Annotated in this window: 15 protein-coding genes; 1 reads left to right on the top strand and 14 read right to left on the bottom strand. The window is 63.6% G+C overall.

All coding sequences use genetic code 11. From position 1 onward, the window contains the following. The 14 genes from EJ076_RS30635 to EJ076_RS30570 all read right to left on the bottom strand — a co-directional run bounded on the left by EJ076_RS30635 (nt 1) and on the right by EJ076_RS30570 (nt 15,955). Nucleotides 1-1,218, bottom strand: a complete 1,218-nt coding sequence (locus tag EJ076_RS30635; RefSeq protein ID WP_126070374.1) for an MFS transporter — start codon at nt 1,216-1,218, stop codon at nt 1-3. A gap of 91 nt (nt 1,219-1,309) precedes the next feature. After that, entirely contained in the window at nt 1,310-1,627 is a 318-nt protein-coding gene (locus tag EJ076_RS30630; RefSeq protein ID WP_126070373.1) for a Dabb family protein, read from the bottom strand. A gap of 17 nt (nt 1,628-1,644) precedes the next feature. After that, the gene (locus EJ076_RS30625) at nt 1,645-3,276 is read right to left on the bottom strand and encodes a choline dehydrogenase (protein ID WP_206438834.1); all 1,632 of its coding nucleotides are present in this window, start codon (nt 3,274-3,276) and stop codon (nt 1,645-1,647) included. A gap of 9 nt (nt 3,277-3,285) precedes the next feature. Then, nucleotides 3,286-4,044, bottom strand: a complete 759-nt coding sequence (locus EJ076_RS30620; protein WP_126070371.1) for a 3-ketoacyl-ACP reductase — start codon at nt 4,042-4,044, stop codon at nt 3,286-3,288. Beyond that, a complete protein-coding gene (locus EJ076_RS30615) occupies nt 4,041-5,558 on the bottom strand; it encodes a GMC family oxidoreductase (protein ID WP_126070370.1) in 1,518 nt (505 codons plus the stop codon). The genes EJ076_RS30620 and EJ076_RS30615 overlap by 4 nt, the downstream gene beginning before the upstream one ends. Nucleotides 5,559-5,563: 5 nt before the next feature. Beyond that, on the bottom strand, nt 5,564-6,679 hold the full coding sequence (locus EJ076_RS30610; RefSeq protein WP_126070369.1) for an ABC transporter ATP-binding protein: 1,116 nt from the start codon (nt 6,677-6,679) through the stop codon (nt 5,564-5,566). 4 nt (nt 6,680-6,683) lie between these two features. Further along, nucleotides 6,684-7,628, bottom strand: coding sequence for a carbohydrate ABC transporter permease (locus tag EJ076_RS30605; RefSeq protein WP_109659234.1), 945 nt, complete (start codon nt 7,626-7,628; stop codon nt 6,684-6,686). Continuing rightward, nucleotides 7,625-8,575, bottom strand: a complete 951-nt coding sequence (locus EJ076_RS30600; RefSeq protein ID WP_109659236.1) for a sugar ABC transporter permease — start codon at nt 8,573-8,575, stop codon at nt 7,625-7,627. The genes EJ076_RS30605 and EJ076_RS30600 overlap by 4 nt, the downstream gene beginning before the upstream one ends. A gap of 104 nt (nt 8,576-8,679) precedes the next feature. Next, a complete protein-coding gene (locus EJ076_RS30595; protein WP_032938068.1) occupies nt 8,680-9,933 on the bottom strand; it encodes an ABC transporter substrate-binding protein in 1,254 nt (417 codons plus the stop codon). A gap of 59 nt (nt 9,934-9,992) precedes the next feature. After that, complete coding sequence (locus tag EJ076_RS30590; RefSeq protein WP_126070368.1) at nt 9,993-11,504, bottom strand: aldehyde dehydrogenase family protein; 1,512 nt, start codon at nt 11,502-11,504, stop codon at nt 9,993-9,995. Between the two features lie 9 nt (nt 11,505-11,513). After that, nucleotides 11,514-12,290 carry an enoyl-CoA hydratase/isomerase family protein gene (locus EJ076_RS30585; protein ID WP_126070367.1) on the bottom strand — a complete coding sequence of 259 codons (777 nt, stop codon included), beginning with the start codon at nt 12,288-12,290 and terminating at the stop codon, nt 11,514-11,516. Further along, nucleotides 12,283-13,887, bottom strand: a complete 1,605-nt coding sequence (locus EJ076_RS30580; protein WP_126070366.1) for an acyl CoA:acetate/3-ketoacid CoA transferase — start codon at nt 13,885-13,887, stop codon at nt 12,283-12,285. The genes EJ076_RS30585 and EJ076_RS30580 overlap by 8 nt, the downstream gene beginning before the upstream one ends. After that, nucleotides 13,884-14,900, bottom strand: a complete 1,017-nt coding sequence (locus EJ076_RS30575; protein ID WP_126070365.1) for a Gfo/Idh/MocA family oxidoreductase — start codon at nt 14,898-14,900, stop codon at nt 13,884-13,886. The genes EJ076_RS30580 and EJ076_RS30575 overlap by 4 nt, the downstream gene beginning before the upstream one ends. Then, nucleotides 14,897-15,955, bottom strand: a complete 1,059-nt coding sequence (locus tag EJ076_RS30570; protein ID WP_126070364.1) for a LacI family DNA-binding transcriptional regulator — start codon at nt 15,953-15,955, stop codon at nt 14,897-14,899. Before EJ076_RS30570 ends, EJ076_RS30575 begins: the two co-directional genes overlap by 4 nt. 241 nt (nt 15,956-16,196) lie before the next feature. On the opposite strand from EJ076_RS30570, the gene EJ076_RS30565 reads away from it, so the two are divergent. Then, nucleotides 16,197-17,351: a dihydrodipicolinate synthase family protein gene (locus EJ076_RS30565; RefSeq protein ID WP_126070363.1), complete on the top strand. Its 1,155-nt coding sequence runs from the start codon at nt 16,197-16,199 to the stop codon at nt 17,349-17,351. Nucleotides 17,352-17,377: the final 26 nt, after the last annotated feature.

Raw genomic sequence — 17,377 nt, 5'->3', positions numbered from 1 at the left:
TCAACTCAGCACGGTCATCACCTGGCCACGTCGTTCCGGACTGAAACGGATGACGACGATGATGCAAACGGCGACCACGCCCGCGAACAGCGCCAGCGCATAGCCATAGCTGCCCCCGGCGCTTTCAGCGATTCCAGCCTGATAGGGGCCGCCATAGGATGCCGCGAGATTACCCGCCTGATAGATGAAGCCCGGCAGGGTCGCCCGCACCGCGCCGGGCGAAAGCTCATTGAGGTGCACCGGGATGACGCCCCAGGCGCCCTGCACCGCGACCTGCATGATGAAGGCGCCGATGGCGAGCATGAAGGGCGTGGTCGAGTAGGCCCACAGCGGGATCGACGGCAAGGCGATCAGGCAGGCCAGCGTGATGGCGTTGACGCGGCCGATCTTCTCCGACAGCGCGCCGAATGCCAGGCCACCGACGATGGCGCCGATGTTGGCGACGATGGTGATCCAACTCACCGTATGCGGATCGAAGCCGTGCTGCTTCTTCAGGAAGGTCGGGTAGAGATCCTGCGTGCCATGGCTGAAGAAATTGAAGAACATCATCAGCACGACGGCATAGAGCGCGACGCCCCAGTGTTTCTGTAGCGTTTCCAGAAGGCCTGGTCTCGCGGTCTTCTGCGCTTCGACGAAGGCCGGCGATTCCGGCACATGCGAGCGGATGAACAGGACAATCAGGGCAGGCACGAAGCTGAGCAGGAACATGGCACGCCAGCCGATCGTGTAGCCGCCGATTGTCTGCTGATAGAGCAGGCCATAGACCACCGCCGCCAGGAGATAACCGGCCGGATAGCCGCACTGCAGGATGCCCGAAACCATGCCGCGGGCACTGGGCGGGATGGATTCCATGGCCAGCGAACTGCCAAGCCCCCATTCGCCACCCATGGCGATGCCGAACAGAGCGCGCAGCGCCAGGAAGATACCGAGATTGGGCGAGAAGGCGGCCAGCGCGCCAATCACCGAGTAGCTGACGATGTTGAGCATGAGGATGGGCTTGCGCCCGTATTTGTCGGCAAGCATGCCGAAGAAGAACGCGCCGATGAAGCGCGTTGCCAGCGTCAGGAACAGCGCCTTGGAGACCGCCGGGACGTCAGCGTGGAATTCGGTCGCAATATCGGTGAGCAGGAATGTCAGAAGGAAGAAATCAAATGCGTCCAGCGTCCAGCCCAGGAATGAGGCCAGAACAGTCTTTTTCTGCTGCGAATTGAGGGTCAAGACCTTCCTCCTTTGCCACCCCCTGAGCAACGATATGTCGCCCGATTGGCAAAAGAGAACAGCGATCAGCTGGCTTTCGAAAAGCCGGCGGTCACTTTTTCGTAAGATCGAGATCGAAGACCATCAGTCCGTCCGTGCCGCCTTCGAGAGCCGCGACCAGCCGCGCGCCGGCGCGCTGATGCGCCTCATGCACCAGATAGGCGTCGCGCGCGGCGGCATCGCGGAAATCGATGGTGAAGCCATGGCTGAAGCCGCGGGCAAATGGCTCCGGGCTGACATTGGCGCTGAACTGGACCGTGTCCATGCCATCGATCACCTGTCGTAGCGCCTCGAGGTCGGCATGGATCGCCTTGCGCTCGCCGTCGCCAACATCATTGCGGAATCTAGCGAAAACACAGTGCCTGATCATATTTTGCTCCTGAGTGGCTAAGCCGCCCGGTTTCCGGAAAACACCGCCGGCGGCAGTGGCTCGCGGCCGAGGACCAGGTCGGCGCCCTTTTCTCCGACCATGATGGTCGGCGCATTGGTGTTGGAGGAGGGCACGCGCGGCATCACCGAGGCGTCGCAGACGCGCAGGCCCTCGATGCCGCGCAGCCGCAGATCCGGCGTCACGACGGCCATATCGTCATGGCCCATGCGGCAGGTGCCGACGGGATGATGGTCGGTCTTGGAACTGCGGCAGGCATAGTCGAACAACTCGTCGTCGCTGGCGAGCGACGGGCCGGGCAGGACTTCGCGCAGCACGTAAGGGGCAAGCGCCTTCTGCCGCATGATCTCGCGCGCCAGTCTCAGCCCCTTGATCGACATGGCGCGATCATAGGGATCGGACCAGTAGTTCGGATCGATCAGCGGGTGGTCGGCGGGATCGGCACTCTTCAGCCTCACCGTGCCGCGCGAGCGCGGCCGCAGGAAGGCCGAGTTCAGCGTGACGCCGGGGTTTTTCAGCTTCTCGACGCCGGCCTCGATGCCGGAGCCTAGGCCGAGATGGAACTGGATGTCGGGCGAGGCGGCGGTCGGGTCGGCGTACCAGAAGCCGCCGGTCTCGAACAGGCTGGAGGCCACTGGCCCCTTCTTTAAAAGCAGATATTGCAGACCGGCCCAGGCCGTGCGGTGCAGCTTGGCGTAGTTGTCGTAGGTGTGGTCGCCGGTGCATTCGGCGATGACGAATAGGTCTAGATGGTCCTGCATGTTGGAGCCGACGCCGGGCAGGTCGTGCACCGGTGTGACGCCGACCGCTTTCAGATGGTCGGCCGGGCCGATGCCCGACTGCATCAAGAGTTTCGGCGAGCCGATGGCGCCGGACGAGACGATCACCTCGCGCTCGGCGCGCAGGATTTTCTTCTCGCCGCCTGGCCTGTCGACCACCTCGACGCCGATGGCACGGCCCTTTTCGACGACGATGCGCGTCACCAGCACATCGATCCTGACGGTCAGGTTCTTGCGGGCGCGGATCGGTCTGAGGTAGGCGACCGAAGCGGAGGAGCGCCGGGCGTCTTTCTGAGTCAGCTGGTAATAGCCGACGCCTTCCTGGCTGGCGCCGTTGAAGTCCGGATTGAAGGGGATGCCCATCTCCTGGCCGGCACGGAAATAGGCCTCGCAGATCGGCAGTGGCGAAATCGGGTTGGACACGCCGAGCGGGCCCTGGTCGCCATGAAAGTCGTTGGCGTAGCGCTGGTTGTTTTCGGCGCGTTTGAAGTAAGGCAGCACGTCGCGATAGCCCCAGCCGGTGAGACCCTCTTCCTTCTCCCAGGCATCATAGTCGCGGGCATTGCCGCGCGTGTAGATCTGGGCGTTGATGGACGAGCCGCCGCCGACCACCTTGGCCTGAGTGTACCAGAAAACGCGGTCCTTCATGTGCTTCTGCGGCACCGTCGACCAGCCCCAGGAGGCGATGCCTTTGGTCATCTTGGCGAAGCCCGCCGGCATGTGGATATAGGGATGCCAGTCCTTGCCGCCGGCTTCTAGCAGCAGAACCGAATTGGCCGGATCCTCGCTCAGCCGGTTGGCCAGAACGCAGCCGGCAGGACCGGCGCCCACGATGATGTAGTCGGTCATGATACTGTCCACTTACAGTCGCGGCACGGAGAGCGCGCCGTCGACATTGATGATCGAGCCGGTCGAAAAGCCGAGCTTGCCGCCGGCGAGGGTCGCCACCACCGCTCCGATATCTGACGCTTCGCCCCAGCGCTTTGCCGGCACCAGTCCACCGTCGATGAGGGCGTCGTATTTGGCGGTGACGCCTGCCGTCATGTCGGTGCGGATGATGCCGGGCCGCACCTCGAACACACCGATGTTTTCAGGCGCCAACCGCAGCGCCAGGTTCTTCACCCACATCGAAAGCCCGGTTTTCGAGATGCAGTAGTCCGGCCGCTCCGGCGACGCCATTTCGGCGCTGACCGAGGTGATGGTTATGATTGATCTCTGATCGCCCGATGTGGCCAGCATCGCCTTGGCCACGGCCTGGCTGAGGAAGACGGTGCCGCGCAGATTGATGCTGAGCGTACGGTCGAAATTCTCCGGCTGGAGGTCCAGCAGATCACCGCGCACCACGGCGCCGACGCCGGCATTGTTGACCAGGCAATCGATGCGGCCGAAGGCGCGCATCGCCGCATCGACAAGTGCGGTGTGGCTGGCGAGATCGGCAATGTCGCAAGGGACATAAGCGAATTTCGCGCCGCGCCCGGCGATGTCGCTGGCAAGTCCGTCAGCGGCTGTTTCGGCAAGGTCGGCGACCAGAATATCGAAGCCGGCATCGGCGAGTGCCTGGGCGCAGGCAAGGCCAATGCCGCGTGCACCGCCGGTGACGATGGCCGCCGGACGGGTCATGCGGCGAGGTCCGTCTTGCGGATATGATCAGCAACCCGCAGCGCCTGTGCGGCGATCGACAGGGCCGGGTTGACGGCGGCCGAATTGGGCAGGAAGCCGCCGTCGACGACGAACAGGTTTCGGTGGTCGAACGAGCGGCAGAAGGGATCGAGCGGCGCGGTGGCCGGATCGTCGCCCATCTTGACCGTGCCGCACTGATGCGAGGGCGTGCGCTTGTCGAAGGGGCGCGACAGCACGAGGGGATAACCGCAGGCGCGGAAGTTTTCGCGCATCACCTTGGTCAGCCCATCGAGCGACTGCATGTTGGAGCGCCGCCACCGCATGACGATGTCCTTGCCGTCGACCATGATGCGGCTTTCCGGATCGGGCAGGTCCTCGCACATCAGGTACCAGTCGACGGCATGGCCGGCCATGAAATCGAGCGCGAATTTCGGCGTGTACTTCACATTGGCCTTCAGCATGTTGCCGTCGATCTTGCCGAGCAACTGGACATTGCCGAGCGGCTTGCCGCCCTTGCCGTCGGACAGATAATAGTCGTTCAGCATCAGCGTCTTCTGGTAGACGGAATCGTTGCGGCGGCGCGGATCGATCGCCAGCATGGCGCTGGAATTGTGGTTCATGAAATTGCGACCGACCTGGTCGGAGCGGTTGGCGAGGCCCTTGCCACCTCCCTTGCCGTTGCTGGGTGAGGGCGAGCGCAGCAGGATGACGGCGGAATTGACCGCGCCGGCCGAGAGGATGACCAGCTTCGGCGATACCTTCTTCAGCGCGCCATTCTGCCGGTAGTGAATGGCTGATATGGTTTTGCCGTCGGGCGATACTTCGAGATATTCGACATAGGCTCCAGTCTCAAGCTTGATGTTCTGGTCGGTCAGGGCAGCCGTCAGCGGTCCCGTCTGCGCGTCGACCTTGCCTTGGCCGGTGTTCGGGAAGGCATCCCAGCCGGTCTTGCCCTCTTTCAGCCAGGTGTCGATATCGACGCCGAGCGGAAGCGAGGCCGGATGCAGGCCGAGGTTTTTCAGCTCGGCGCGGGCGCGAGCGATGGGGGCTTCGTCGGGCACCGGCTTGTAGGCATAGGGGACCGAATGGAACGGCTCGGTCGGGTCTTCGCCCAGCGTGCCGCGCACGCGAAACAGCTGCTCAGCTTGCGAATACCAGGGCTCGAATTCGTCATAGGAAAACGGCCAGGCCGGCGAGACGCCGCCGAAATGCTCCATGGCGGCAAAGTCTTCCTTACGGTAGCGGATCAGCACCGCGCCATAGAATTTCGAATTGCCGCCGACATAGTAGTAATTGCCGGGGTTGAAGGCGGCCCCGCCGGCTTCGCGCCACATCTCCTTAGGCCGGTAGTGGCTGTCGACGAAGATCGAGCGCGTGTCGCGTGCGTGCGGCGTCGTCGGCAGCGGCTCGCCTCGTTCCAGCATAAGGATCGAGGCGCCGCTGCCGGCAAGGCCGGAGGCGATCGTTGCACCGCCAATGCCGGAGCCGATGATGACGATGTCCGGATTTGTCATAGCCGTCAGCGAATGCGGTTTTCGGTCGCCGGATCGAAGAACACCGCCTTGGTCAGATTGAAGGCGAGTGGCGTGCTGGTGCCCGGCTGGATGTTGGCGTCGGCGCGCAGCCGCGCCACCACGCCCTTGCCGCCGAGATTGGTGACGGCGAAGGTGTCCGAGCCTGCCGGTTCGACGACCTCGATATGGCAGTCGGCGGTGGCGATGTTCGACGCGTTGCGCTCGGCACCTTCCGGATCGGTCAGCGCTTCAGGGCGGACGCCGAAGATGATCGGCTTGCCCTGGAATGCCGACAGGCCTGCCGGTGCATTGGCCATCGGCAGGTTGATCGGCTCGCGCGTCTCGCGCTGCAGCACGACGGACAGCGCGTTGCCGTTGGTGCCAATCGTCGCCGGGATTAGGTTCATCGCCGGCGAGCCCATGAAATCGGCGACGAAGAGATTTGTCGGGTTGTTGTAGATCTCGGCCGGGGTGCCGAACTGCTGGACCTCGCCGTCGCGCATGACGGCGATCTTGGTCGCCAGCGTCATCGCCTCGATCTGGTCGTGGGTGACGTAGACGATTGTTGTGCCGGTGGTGGCATGCAGGCGCTTGATCTCGATGCGCATGTCGACGCGCAACTTGGCGTCTAGGTTGGAGAGCGGCTCGTCGAACAGGAACAATTTGGGGTCGCGCACCAGCGCCCGGCCCATGGCGACGCGCTGGCGCTGGCCGCCGGACAACTGGCTCGGCTTGCGCTGCAGCAGGTGACCGATCTGCAGCACCTTGGCCACCTTGTCGATCGCCTTCTGGCGCTCCGCCGCCGGCACGCCACGCATCTCCATGCCGAAGGAGATGTTTCCGGCCACCGTCATGTTCGGGTAGAGCGCATAGCTCTGGAACACCATGGCGATGTCTCGCTTGGAGGGATGCAGATCGTTGATGGCGCGGCCGTCGACGCGGATTTCGCCCGAGGTGATCGTCTCCAGTCCGGCGATGGTGTTGAGCAAGGTCGACTTGCCGCAGCCGGATGGGCCGACCAGCACCAGGAAGCCGCCTTTCTCGAGTTCGACATCGATCCCTTTCAGGATCTCGACCTGGCCGAAGCGCTTTCTCAGACCATCAATTTCCAGAAAAGCCATCAGATTATCCTTTGACGGCGCCAGCCATGAGACCGCGCACGAAGTAGCGGCCGGCGAGCACATAGACGAGAAGGGTGGGCAGTGCCGCGATCATCGCGGCGGCCATGTTGACGTTGTACTCGACGACGCCGGTCGAGGTGTTGACGACGTTATTGAGCGCCACCGTCATCGGCATCGCGTCGCCGGTGCCGGCGTAAGCCGAGGCGAACAGGAAGTCGTTCCAGATGTTGGTGAACTGGTAGATGACGGTGACGACGAAGATCGGCATCGAATTCGGTAGCATGATGCGGCGGAAGATCTGGAAGAAGGAGGCGCCATCGACCTGCGCCGCCTTGACCAGTTCGGTCGGGAACGCCTCGTAGTAATTGCGGAAGAACAGCGTGGTGAAGCCGATGCCGTAGACGACGTGGACGAAGACGAGGTTGACCGTCGGGTTGCCGAGGCCAAAGCTCGTTCCAACCGAGTTCTGCAGCGTGACGCCGAAGCGGCCCAAGCTGCCGAGGATGGTCGCCATCGGCAGCAGCACCGACTGGAACGGGATGAAGCAGGCGAACAGCATCAGCCCGAACACCAGCGTTGCGCCGCGGAAGCGCCATTTGGTCAACACGTAGCCGTTCAGCGCCCCGAGCATCGTCGAGATCAGCACGGCTGGAACCACCATCTTGATGGAGTTCCAGAAATAACCCTTGATGCCGGCGCAGGTGAGACCGACGCAGGTCTCGCCCCAGGCCTTCAGCCATGGGTCGAAGGTCGGCGCCTTGGGCAATGCCAGCATGTTGCCGTTCTGGATCTCGTCCATGGTCTTGAACGAGGTCACCAGCATGACGAACAGCGGCATCAGGTAGAACAGCGCAAACAGCGCCAGCAGCCCATAGATAACGATGCGGTTGATGATCTTGACGTTGACGCCGCCAGAGGCCTGGCGGGCGGGAGTGGTGACAGCGCTCATCGCGGCTTCTCCCGCAGTTCCGAATAGAGATATGGCACGATGATGGCGACGATGGTCATCAGCATGATCACCGCACTTGCCGAGCCGACGGCCATCTCGTTGCGCTTGAACGTGTATTCATACATGAAGTTGGAGGGCAGCCAGGCCGAGCCGCCCGGCCCGCCGCTGGTTAGCGCCACGACCAGATCGTAGGATTTGATGGCGAGGTGCGCGAGCACGATGAAGGCCGACAGGAAGATCGGCCGAAGCAGCGGGATGACGATGCGGCGGTAGAGCTGGAAGGTGGTGGCGCCGTCGATCTGCGCCGCCTTCATGATCTCGCCATCGATGCCGCGCAGGCCGGCCAGGAACATCGCCATGATGAAGCCGGAAGCCTGCCAGACGCCGGCGATGACCACCGTGTAGATGACGAAATCCTTGTTCTTGATCCAGTCGAAATGGAAGCTCGTCCAGCCCCATTGATGCAAGGTCTGCTCGAGGCCGAGGCCGGGATCGAGAAACCATTTCCAGGCGACGCCGGTGACGATGAAGGATAGCGCCATCGGGTACAGATAGATCGGCCTCAATACGCCTTCGCCGCGGATCTTCTGGTCGAGCAGGATGGCCAGGAACAGGCCGAGCGCCAGGCAGATGAAGATGTAGAGGAAACCGAAAATGCCCATATTGGTGATCGACGTGTACCAGCTTGACGGCGGGTCGGTGTCGAAGGTCCAGCCCCACAGCCGCTGATAGGCGCGCGAGCCGGTGATGACATAGGACGGGAAGGTCTTGGAATTGGTGAAGGATAGATAGATCGTCCACAGGATGAAGCCGTAGACGAAGACGATGGTGATGGCGAAGCTCGGCGCCAGAACGATCTTCGGCAGGGCGTCCTGCAAGCGCGAGCGCACCGAGGCGCGGTGCCGCTCCGGCGTCAGCTTGATCTGGCTTGTTGCTACCGTGCTCATGGGGCTCCTCCCGTCGACGCGAGGCCAACCAGGTTCGCGGATATTAGTTCGCGGATTTGGGCCTTCCCCGCCGGAGCGGGGAAGGCGTTTTGGGTGTGTGGCGCTTACTTGGCGTCGTCGATCGCCTTGACCAGCTCGGTCACGGCCTCGTCCGAGGTCTTGATCTGACCATGGACGAACTTGGAGACGACATCCTTGTAGGCATTGGCGACCGCCGGAGGCGCGCCATAACCCTGGGCCAGCGAGCCGAACAGCGTGCCGCCGTCATTGGCTGCCTTCAGGTCGGCGATGCCCTTCTTGCCGCAAGCGTCGAAGTCGGTGTCCGGAACGTCGGTACGGGCCGGAACCGAACCCTTGACGACGTTGAAGGCCGACTGGAAGCTCTTCGACAAGGTGGCGGTGGCCAATGCGATCTGGGCGGCCTTGCGGTCATCCGGAACATTGAACATGCCAAACATGTCGGAGTTGTAGATCACCGAGCCGTCGGTGCCCGGGAAGCGATAGCACAGGAAGTCCGTGCCCGGGGTCTTCTTGGCGGCGTGGAACTCACCCTTGGCCCAGTCGCCCATGACCTGCACTAGGGCATCGCCCTTGATGACCATGGCTGTGGCAAGGTTCCAGTCACGGCCCGAGAAGTTCGGGTCGACATAGGTGACGAGCTTGGCGAGGTTGTCGAACGACTTCTTCATCGTGTCGGATTTGAGCGAAGCGTCGTCGAGGTCGTTGAAGGCCTTCTTGTAGAACTCAGGTCCGCCAGTCGACAGCACGACCGAGTCGAACATGGTGGCTTCCTGCCAGTTCTGGCCACCGAGAGCGAGCGGGATCACGCCTGCCGCCTTGGCCTTGTCGAGCAGGGCAACGAAGTCGTCGAAGGTCTTCGGCTCGGTGCCGCCGATCTTGTCCATGACGGCCTTGTTGATCCACAGCCAGTTGACCGAGTGGACGTTGACCGGAGCCGCGACCCACTTGCCTTCATAGACAGAGAACTTCTGCAGGGCTGCCGGAACGGACTTGTCCCAGCCTTCCTTCTTCGCCGTCTCGGTCAGGTCGCCCATGACGCCGGCGGCGGCATAGTCGAGCACGGTGTAGCCGAGCATCTGCGAGGCGGTCGGATAGTTGCCAGCGGCAACCATCGCCTTCAGCGCGGTCATGGCAGCGTCGCCGCCACCGCCGGCCACCGGCACGTCTTTCCAGGCGTAGCCTTCCTTGGCCAGATCACCCTTGAGGACGTTGAGAGCAGCCGCTTCGCCGCCCGACGTCCACCAATGCAGCATCTGGACTTCCTTGACGTCCTCGGCATGGGCCGCGAAAGCCAGACCCGATGCGAGCGCCGTTCCGATAAGCAGTTTGCGCAACATGTACTTCCTCCCTTGTTGCATCTACACGACCGGCGGATGCCCGCCGGGTTCTTCTCAACTCAGCCGACCCACCATCCGGTGCGCTGGCCGCGATGAAACTGGATTGTCTTTTCCTCGGTATAATCCTCGACGGCACGCTTGCCGAGTTCGCGTCCGAGACCGGACTGCTTGTAGCCTCCGAAAGGCAGCTCGGGATAACCTTCCATGAATGTGTTCACCCAGACGGTCCCCGAACGCACCCCACGCGCCACCGACATGCAAGTGTCGATGCTGGCGCTCCACACGCCCGCCGACAAACCATAGGGCGTGTTGTTGGCGATGTGCAACGCCTTTTCAATCGATTCAAAAGTCAACACCGAGAGCACCGGGCCGAATACTTCCTCGCGCGCTATGGCCATATCCTCGGTGACGCCGCGGATGATGGTGGGATCGAGGTATTGGCCGGCATTGGAGGCCAGCTGCTTGCCGCCGCTGTAGACGCTGCTTCCCTCGGTCGCGGCTGACGCCACGTAATCTGCCACCTTGGCCAGGTGGTCGGATGAGATCATCGCGCCAACCTTGGTTTGGTCATCGAGCGGATCGCCGACCGTGACCCTGGCGGTGAGCGCCTTGACGGCGCTGAGAAAATCATCGGCGATCGCCTCATGCACGATCAGCCTGCTGCCGGCATTGCAGCATTCGCCGGCGTTGAAGAAGCCGCCGAACACCGCCGCGTCGGCGGCCGCTTCGAGGTCGGCGTCGGGGAAGACGATCTGGCCGTTCTTGCCGCCGAGCTCCATCGAGACTTTCTTCAGCGATTGCGCAGCCGAGGCCATGGTCATCTTGCCGACCCGGGTGGAGCCGGTGAATGACACCATCTCGACCAGGGGATGGCTGACCATCGGCGCACCGACATCGGCGCCCAGACCGGCGAGGATGTTGACGACGCCGGCGGGCAAGCCGGCCTGCATCAGGATGTCGCCGAGCACGAAGGTCGAGGCCGAGGTCATTTCGCTCGGCTTGACCACCGCCGTGCAGCCGGCGGCGAGCGCGAAGGGCAGCTTCTGGCTGACGATCAGGAACGGGAAATTCCACGGCGTGATGATCGAGACGACGCCGATCGGCTCGCGCAGCACGACGCCCAGCATGGTGTCGCCGAGATTGGCGTAAGATTCGCCATGCAGCGTGCGGGCCAGCGAGGCGGCATAGCGCCAGATGTCTACGGCGCCGCCGATCTCGCCGCGCGCCTGGGCGATCGGCTTGCCGGATTCCAGCGCGTCGAGCCGGGCGATCTCCTCCTGCCGCGCCTCGATCAGGTCGGCCGCCTTGAGCAGGATCGCGGCACGTTCGGCGGCCTTCATGCGCGGCCATGGACCGGTCTCGAAAGCCCTGTGCGCGGCCTGCACTGCCGCTACCACTTCGGCCTCGCCGGCCTGCGCATAGTGCGAAACGGTGAAGCCGTGGCCGGGGCTCTGGCGCGCAAGCGTGCGGCCGTCACGGGCATCGACATGCTTGCCGTCGATCAGCAGCCTGTACGCCTTCGGCGCCGCGGACGCTTCGGCCGGCATGGAAATCTTGAGGGGTGCGTTCATGTGTTTCCTCTAGGATCTCGAAAAGGCCGGCTTCTGCTTGGCCTTGAAGGCACCGACGCCGGCCTTGAGGTCGCCGGTCATGGCGATGAAGCCGCTGGCCAGCGCTTCCGTGGCGGCGGCACTTTCCTCGCCTTCGGCGACCGCGATCATCAATTTGGCGGCTTCCGTCGCCAGCGGTCCGCGCTCGGCGATCTTTTCGGCCCAGGCCTTGGCCTCGGCGAGTCCCTTGCCGGTCTCGACGACTCGATCGACCACGCCCAGGGCCAGCGCTTCGGGCGCGAGTAAGATCTCGCCGCCCAGCGCCATGCGCCGCACCGTCTGCGCGCCGAAGCGGCGCACGGCGCGCTGCGTGCCGGACCAGCCCGGAACGACGCCGATCGAGGTTTCGGGGGAGCCCAATTTCACCTGTGTCTCCGCCACGCGGAAATCACAAGCCACAGCGAGTTCCAGGCCGCCGCCCAATGCATGACCGGACAGAACGGCGATGGTCGGTTGCCTGAGCCGCGCCAGCCGGTCGAAGACGCGGTGGCCGTAGCGCACCCATTGCACCTGGAAATCGGCGGCACTCATCTGCGCCCACGCCTCGACATCGCCGCCGGCGCAAAAGCCCTTTCCTTCGCCGCGCAGCAGCACGACACGCACGCCGTCCGCGCCCTCGGCCGCGTCGAGCGCTGTCTCCAGCGCGCGCAGCATCGGGATGTCGAGCGCGTTGAATTTCTCCGGCCGGCGCAGCGTGACGATGCCGATGACGCCATCCTGCTCGAAGGTGACGAGAGGCTCAACCATAATGCGCGCCTCCGAGCGAGGCGCCGCCATTCAGCGACAGGCCTATCGGTTGATCGCGATAAAGCGCCTCTGGCGTTGTCTTGAGATCCTTGGCGACGCCCAACGGAATTTCCGATTGCGCCAGCACGTCGCGCTGCAGGTCAATGCCGGGTGCGAGTTCTGTGACGACCAGGCCCTCCGGTGTCAGCTTCATCACGCAGCGCTCGGTGACATAGGTGATGTCCTGTCCCTGCGCGACCGCCCGCTTGCCCGAAAACGAGATGTGCTCGACCTCGGCGACCACCTTCTTGATCTTGCCCTCCTGGTCGATGCGGATGCCGCCATCGGCCAATGAGAGTTTTGCCCCGGCGTTGAAGAAGCCGGAGAAGACGATCTTCTTCGCTCGTGCGGTGATGTCGACAAAGCCGCCGGCGCCGGCCGTGACATGCGGCCGCGCCGAAAGTTTCGAGACGTTGACCGAGCCATGGCGGTCGATCTGCAGGAAGGACAGCAGCGAAGCATCGAAACCGCCGGCCTGGAAATAGATGAACTGGTGCGGCGAGGGCATGAAGGCGTCGGCGTTCGACGAACAGCCGAATTTGAAGTCGAGCAGCGGCACGCCGCCGACCGCGCCCTGTTCGATCACCCAGGTGACCTTGCCGTGCTGGCCTTCCTCGAGAAGGATGCGCGGCACATTGGCCGAGATGCCGAAGCCGATGTTGACGGCCATGCCGTCGCGCAACTCCATGGCGACGCGGCGCGCGATCACCTTCTGGACGTTCATCTCGGCGTTGCGGAAGCTCGACAGCGGCCGGAAGATTTCTCCGGAGATCGCCGGGTCGTAGGATGTCAGCGTCGTCTGCAATTGGTCGGGCGCGACGACGATGTGGTCGACCAGGACGCCGGGCACGCGCACGTCATGCGGTTTCAGCGTGCCGTTCTCGACGACGCGCTTGACCTGCGCGATGACGACACCGCCATTGTTGCGGGCGGCGAGCGCCTGTTCGAGGCCGCCGAGATAGGCGCCCTCATGCTCATAGGTGAGGTTGCCGCGCTCGTCAGCCGACGTGGCGCGGATGATCGAGACCTGCGGGACGATGGAACGGAAATAGAGCCATTCCTCGCCGTCGAACTGCTGCACCGAGACGATCGGTTCGCTGGCGGCGGCGTTCATGGCGCAGCCCTGGTGGCGCGGGTCGGCGAAGGTGTCGAGGCCGACCTTGGTCAGCACGCCCGGCCGCTTGGCGGCGGCCTCGCGATGCATGTCGAACAGGATGCCAGACGGCACGTTGTAGGCGGCGACCGAATTGTCGCCGATCATCTTCCAGATTTGCGGCGGTTCGGAAGAGGAGGGGCCGGACGGATAGGAGCCGCACAAAGTGCGCTTCAGCAGGCCGGGCTTGGCCAGATGGTCGATGCCCCTGATGCCATACATGTCGCCGGCGGCGATCGGATGCAGCGTGGTGATGTTCTTCGGATGGCCTTCCGCGTCGAAGCGCTCGCCGATCGCGGCCAGCACGGCGTCAGGGCAGCCGAGGCCGCTCGACGACGACACGGATACGACCATGTCGTCCTTGATCAGGCCCGCTGCCTGCGCTGCCGAAACGACCTTGCTCAATTCATGCTCCCGAGTTTCGGGTCGATCTTGACGGCCTTGCCGGAGCTGGCCGATTGAAGTGCTGCCTCGGCTGATGCCAGCGACCAGATGCCGTCGTCTCCGGTGGCGGAGGGCTGGCCTTCGCCACGGATCGCGGCATGGAACTGGTGCATGGATCTTGTGTAGAGATCATCGTGGTCGAAGCTCAGTTGCTCCTCGCCCCTGGCAGTGCGCAGCATCACCGAACCGACCGGCTTCTGGGTCATCACATTGCTGGCGATCAGCGAGCCTTCCGAACCGTGCACCTCGAAGCCGGTGCCGGCGAATTTGGTGGTGAAGCCCTCATGCGACTGGGCGATGACGCCCGATTTGAAGCGCCAGATGCACATGGCGCCATCCTCCAGGCCGCTGCCGGCCATGCCGGCCGACTGCGTGAAGCAGGACACCTCGACCGGGTCGTCGCCGAGCACGAAGCGCAGCGTGTCGGCGTCATGCACGGTGATGTCGAGCACCACGCCGCCGCCCGCCTCGGGCCTGGTGATGCGCCAACCCTGCAGGTTTTCAGGCAGATAGACGGAATGGAAGACGCGCGCGGCGATCGGCTTGCCGATGCGGCCGGCGGCGATGGCGTCGCGCATGGCGCGGTGCGCGCCGGCGTTGCGCAGATGATGGTTGGTGCCGAGCACGATGCCGGCAGCCCTGGCGGCGGCAACCATCTTTCGGGCATCGGCACTGGTCAGCGCCAGCGGCTTTTCGCACAGCACGTGCTTTCCAGTCTTGATGGCAGCGAGCGCCTGCTCGAGGTGCAATTCGTTGGTGGTCGAGATGTAGACGGCGTCGATGTCGGCGCCGAGCAGGGCATCAAGCGTCGAGACGGCAAGCGGAATGTTGTTTTCCCCGGCATAGGCGGTGGCGCGCTCCGGGCTGGAGCTCATCACCGCGGCGATCTCGCCATTGCCTTGCGCGCGGATGGCGTCGATCATGAACTGTCTGGCGATCGTGCTGGCGCCGATCAACCCCCATCTGACGCTCATGCCGCGCCCCCCGAACCTGCAGGCCTGTTTCGGGTGCGGCGATCCGGGCCACAGCTTTCCCTGACCACGAGATTGACCGCGCCGATATGATCCTCGGCCCGCGTGGTGCGCGACTGGATCATTTTCAGCATGACATGCGCAGCGCGTTCGCCAAGGCCCGCCGAGTCCACCGCGACGCTGGTCAGAGCCGGCATGTAGTGCTCGGCCTCGACCACATCGTCGAAGCCGACGACGGCGAAATCAGCTCCCGGCTCAAGCCCGCGCTTGCGCAGCGCCAGCATGGCGCCAAAGGCAACCGCGTCGTTGAAGCACAGGGCCGCGGTCGGCGGTTCAGCCATTGCGAGAGCGGTTTCCAGGCACGCAATGCCACCTTTGCGGCTGGTCTCGCCCTCGAAGATCAGTATGTCGCGGGCGGCGATGCCAAGCGTCTCGCAGGCCTCACGAAAGCCACCCAGCCGTTCGTGATAGACCACGAGGTCGGACGAGCCGCCGAAGAAGGCCAGCCGGCGATGCCCCTTGCCGATGAGATGGGCGGCGGCAAGATAGGCGCCGCGATGATTGTCGGGCGCGATCACCGGGATGCGGCTTTCCGGCAGCCGGCGCATGGCGAAGACGACCGGCACGCCCGCCGTCTCGATCCGCCGGAAGGCGCCCGGCGTCGTGCCGCGTGCCGGTGACACGATGAGGCCGGCGACGCCTTGCTCCATCAGCGATTTCAGCACTTCTTCCTGGCGCACCGGATTTTCCGCCGTGTTGGCGATGAACGGCACGATGCCGGCCGACTGGAAGACGCGTTCCATGCCGACCGCCAGTTCCGCGAAAAAAGGATTGGTGAGATCGTTGATGACCATGCCGATGACGTTCGAATGAGCCTTGCGCAGATTGGCGGCGCCGCGATTGTAGACGTACCCGACATCCTCGATCGCCTTGCGAACCTTGCTTGTCGTCTCAGGCCGGATCAGCCCGCTGCCCTGGAGCACAAGCGATACCGTCGATTTGGACACGCCTGCTTCACGGGCGATGTCGAATATCGTCGCCTTGGCTCGGCTGGCCATCCAGATGCATCCTCCCAGCTTCATGATCAAAATCTATTGGAACGTTCTAATCATCGGTTCGATCCTGAGTCAATCAGGATTTTCTCTCAGCCTGGAAGATCGATGGTACGTACTAAAATGACATAGCCTGCAAGGCTTTCCCTGTTGCGATGCAGCATTTGCCTGTGAATGAGCTCTGAATCTTAAAGGTTCTTGATTTATTGGAACGTTCCATTTATAGGCGCGGCAAAGGGAGAGATCGATGGACATTTCCTTGCCTGGTGAGGGTGGCGGCAGCGACCGCTACACGCTGGTCGGCAAACCCGTGCAGCCGGTGATCGGGGCGCGGTTTTCGCGCATCGCCTATGCCGCAGCACACGTCGTTGCCGATCCGCTTGCGATGACCGATCCGTGGTCCAGGCCGGTGGTCGACTGGGACAGGACGATGGCGTTCCGGCGCCATCTGTGGCGGCTCGGCTTCCGCATCGCCGAGGCGATGGACACGTCGCAGCGCGGCATGGGTTTCGACTGGGCAAATGCACAGCAACTGATCCGCCGCTCGATCGCCGAGGCGCGCACCGTTGCCGGCGCCGATCTCGCTTCGGGCGCCGGGACCGACCATCTGGCGCCGAGCGCCGCCAAAACAATCGACGACGTCATCAAGGCCTATGAAGAGCAGTTTGCCTTCATCGAAGGGCTCGGTGGCAAGGCAATCATGATGGCCAGCCGGGCGTTGGCAGCGGTGGCCAAAGGTCCGGACGACTATATCAGCGTCTATGACCGCGTCCTGTCCCAGGCCTCCGGCAAGGTCATCCTGCATTGGCTGGGCGACATGTTCGATCCGGCGCTCAGGGGCTATTGGGGCAGCAGCGATTTCGAGACCGCGCTCGATACGGTGGTTGCCATTATCGAACGCCACGCCGGCAAGGTCGAAGGGATAAAAATCTCGCTGCTCGATGCCGGCAAGGAGGTTGCGCTCAGGAACCGGCTGCCGGACGGCGTCGTCATGTTCACCGGCGACGACTTCAACTATCCCGAACTGATCGCCGGCGACGAGAAAAGACATTCGCATGCGCTGCTCGGCATTTTCGACGCCATCGCGCCAGTCGCCAACGCAGCACTGGCGAAGCTGGCGGAGAGGGACCGAGCCGGCTATGACGCATTGATGGCGCCGACCGTGCCGCTATCGCGAAAAATCTTCGAGGCGCCGACCGAGTACTACAAGGCCGGCATCGTCTTCATGGCCTGGCTGAATGGCCATCAGGACCATTTTGCGATGGTCGGCGGCATGCAGTCGGCGCGCGGCATTGTTCATTATGCCGATGTTTTCCGCCTTGCTGACCAGGCAGGATTGCTGGCCGATCCGGAGCTGGCGGTTGCCAGAATGAAGAGCCTTTGCGCCGTGGCGGGCGTTTGAGCCGGGAGGATTCCCTCGCGGATATG

The organism is Mesorhizobium sp. M7D.F.Ca.US.005.01.1.1 (assembly GCF_003952545.1).
In the GTDB taxonomy this organism is placed as follows: domain Bacteria; phylum Pseudomonadota; class Alphaproteobacteria; order Rhizobiales; family Rhizobiaceae; genus Mesorhizobium; species Mesorhizobium loti.
The sequence above is the reverse complement of the archived record's forward strand: the minus strand, read 5'-3'. Positions and strand labels throughout refer to the sequence as shown.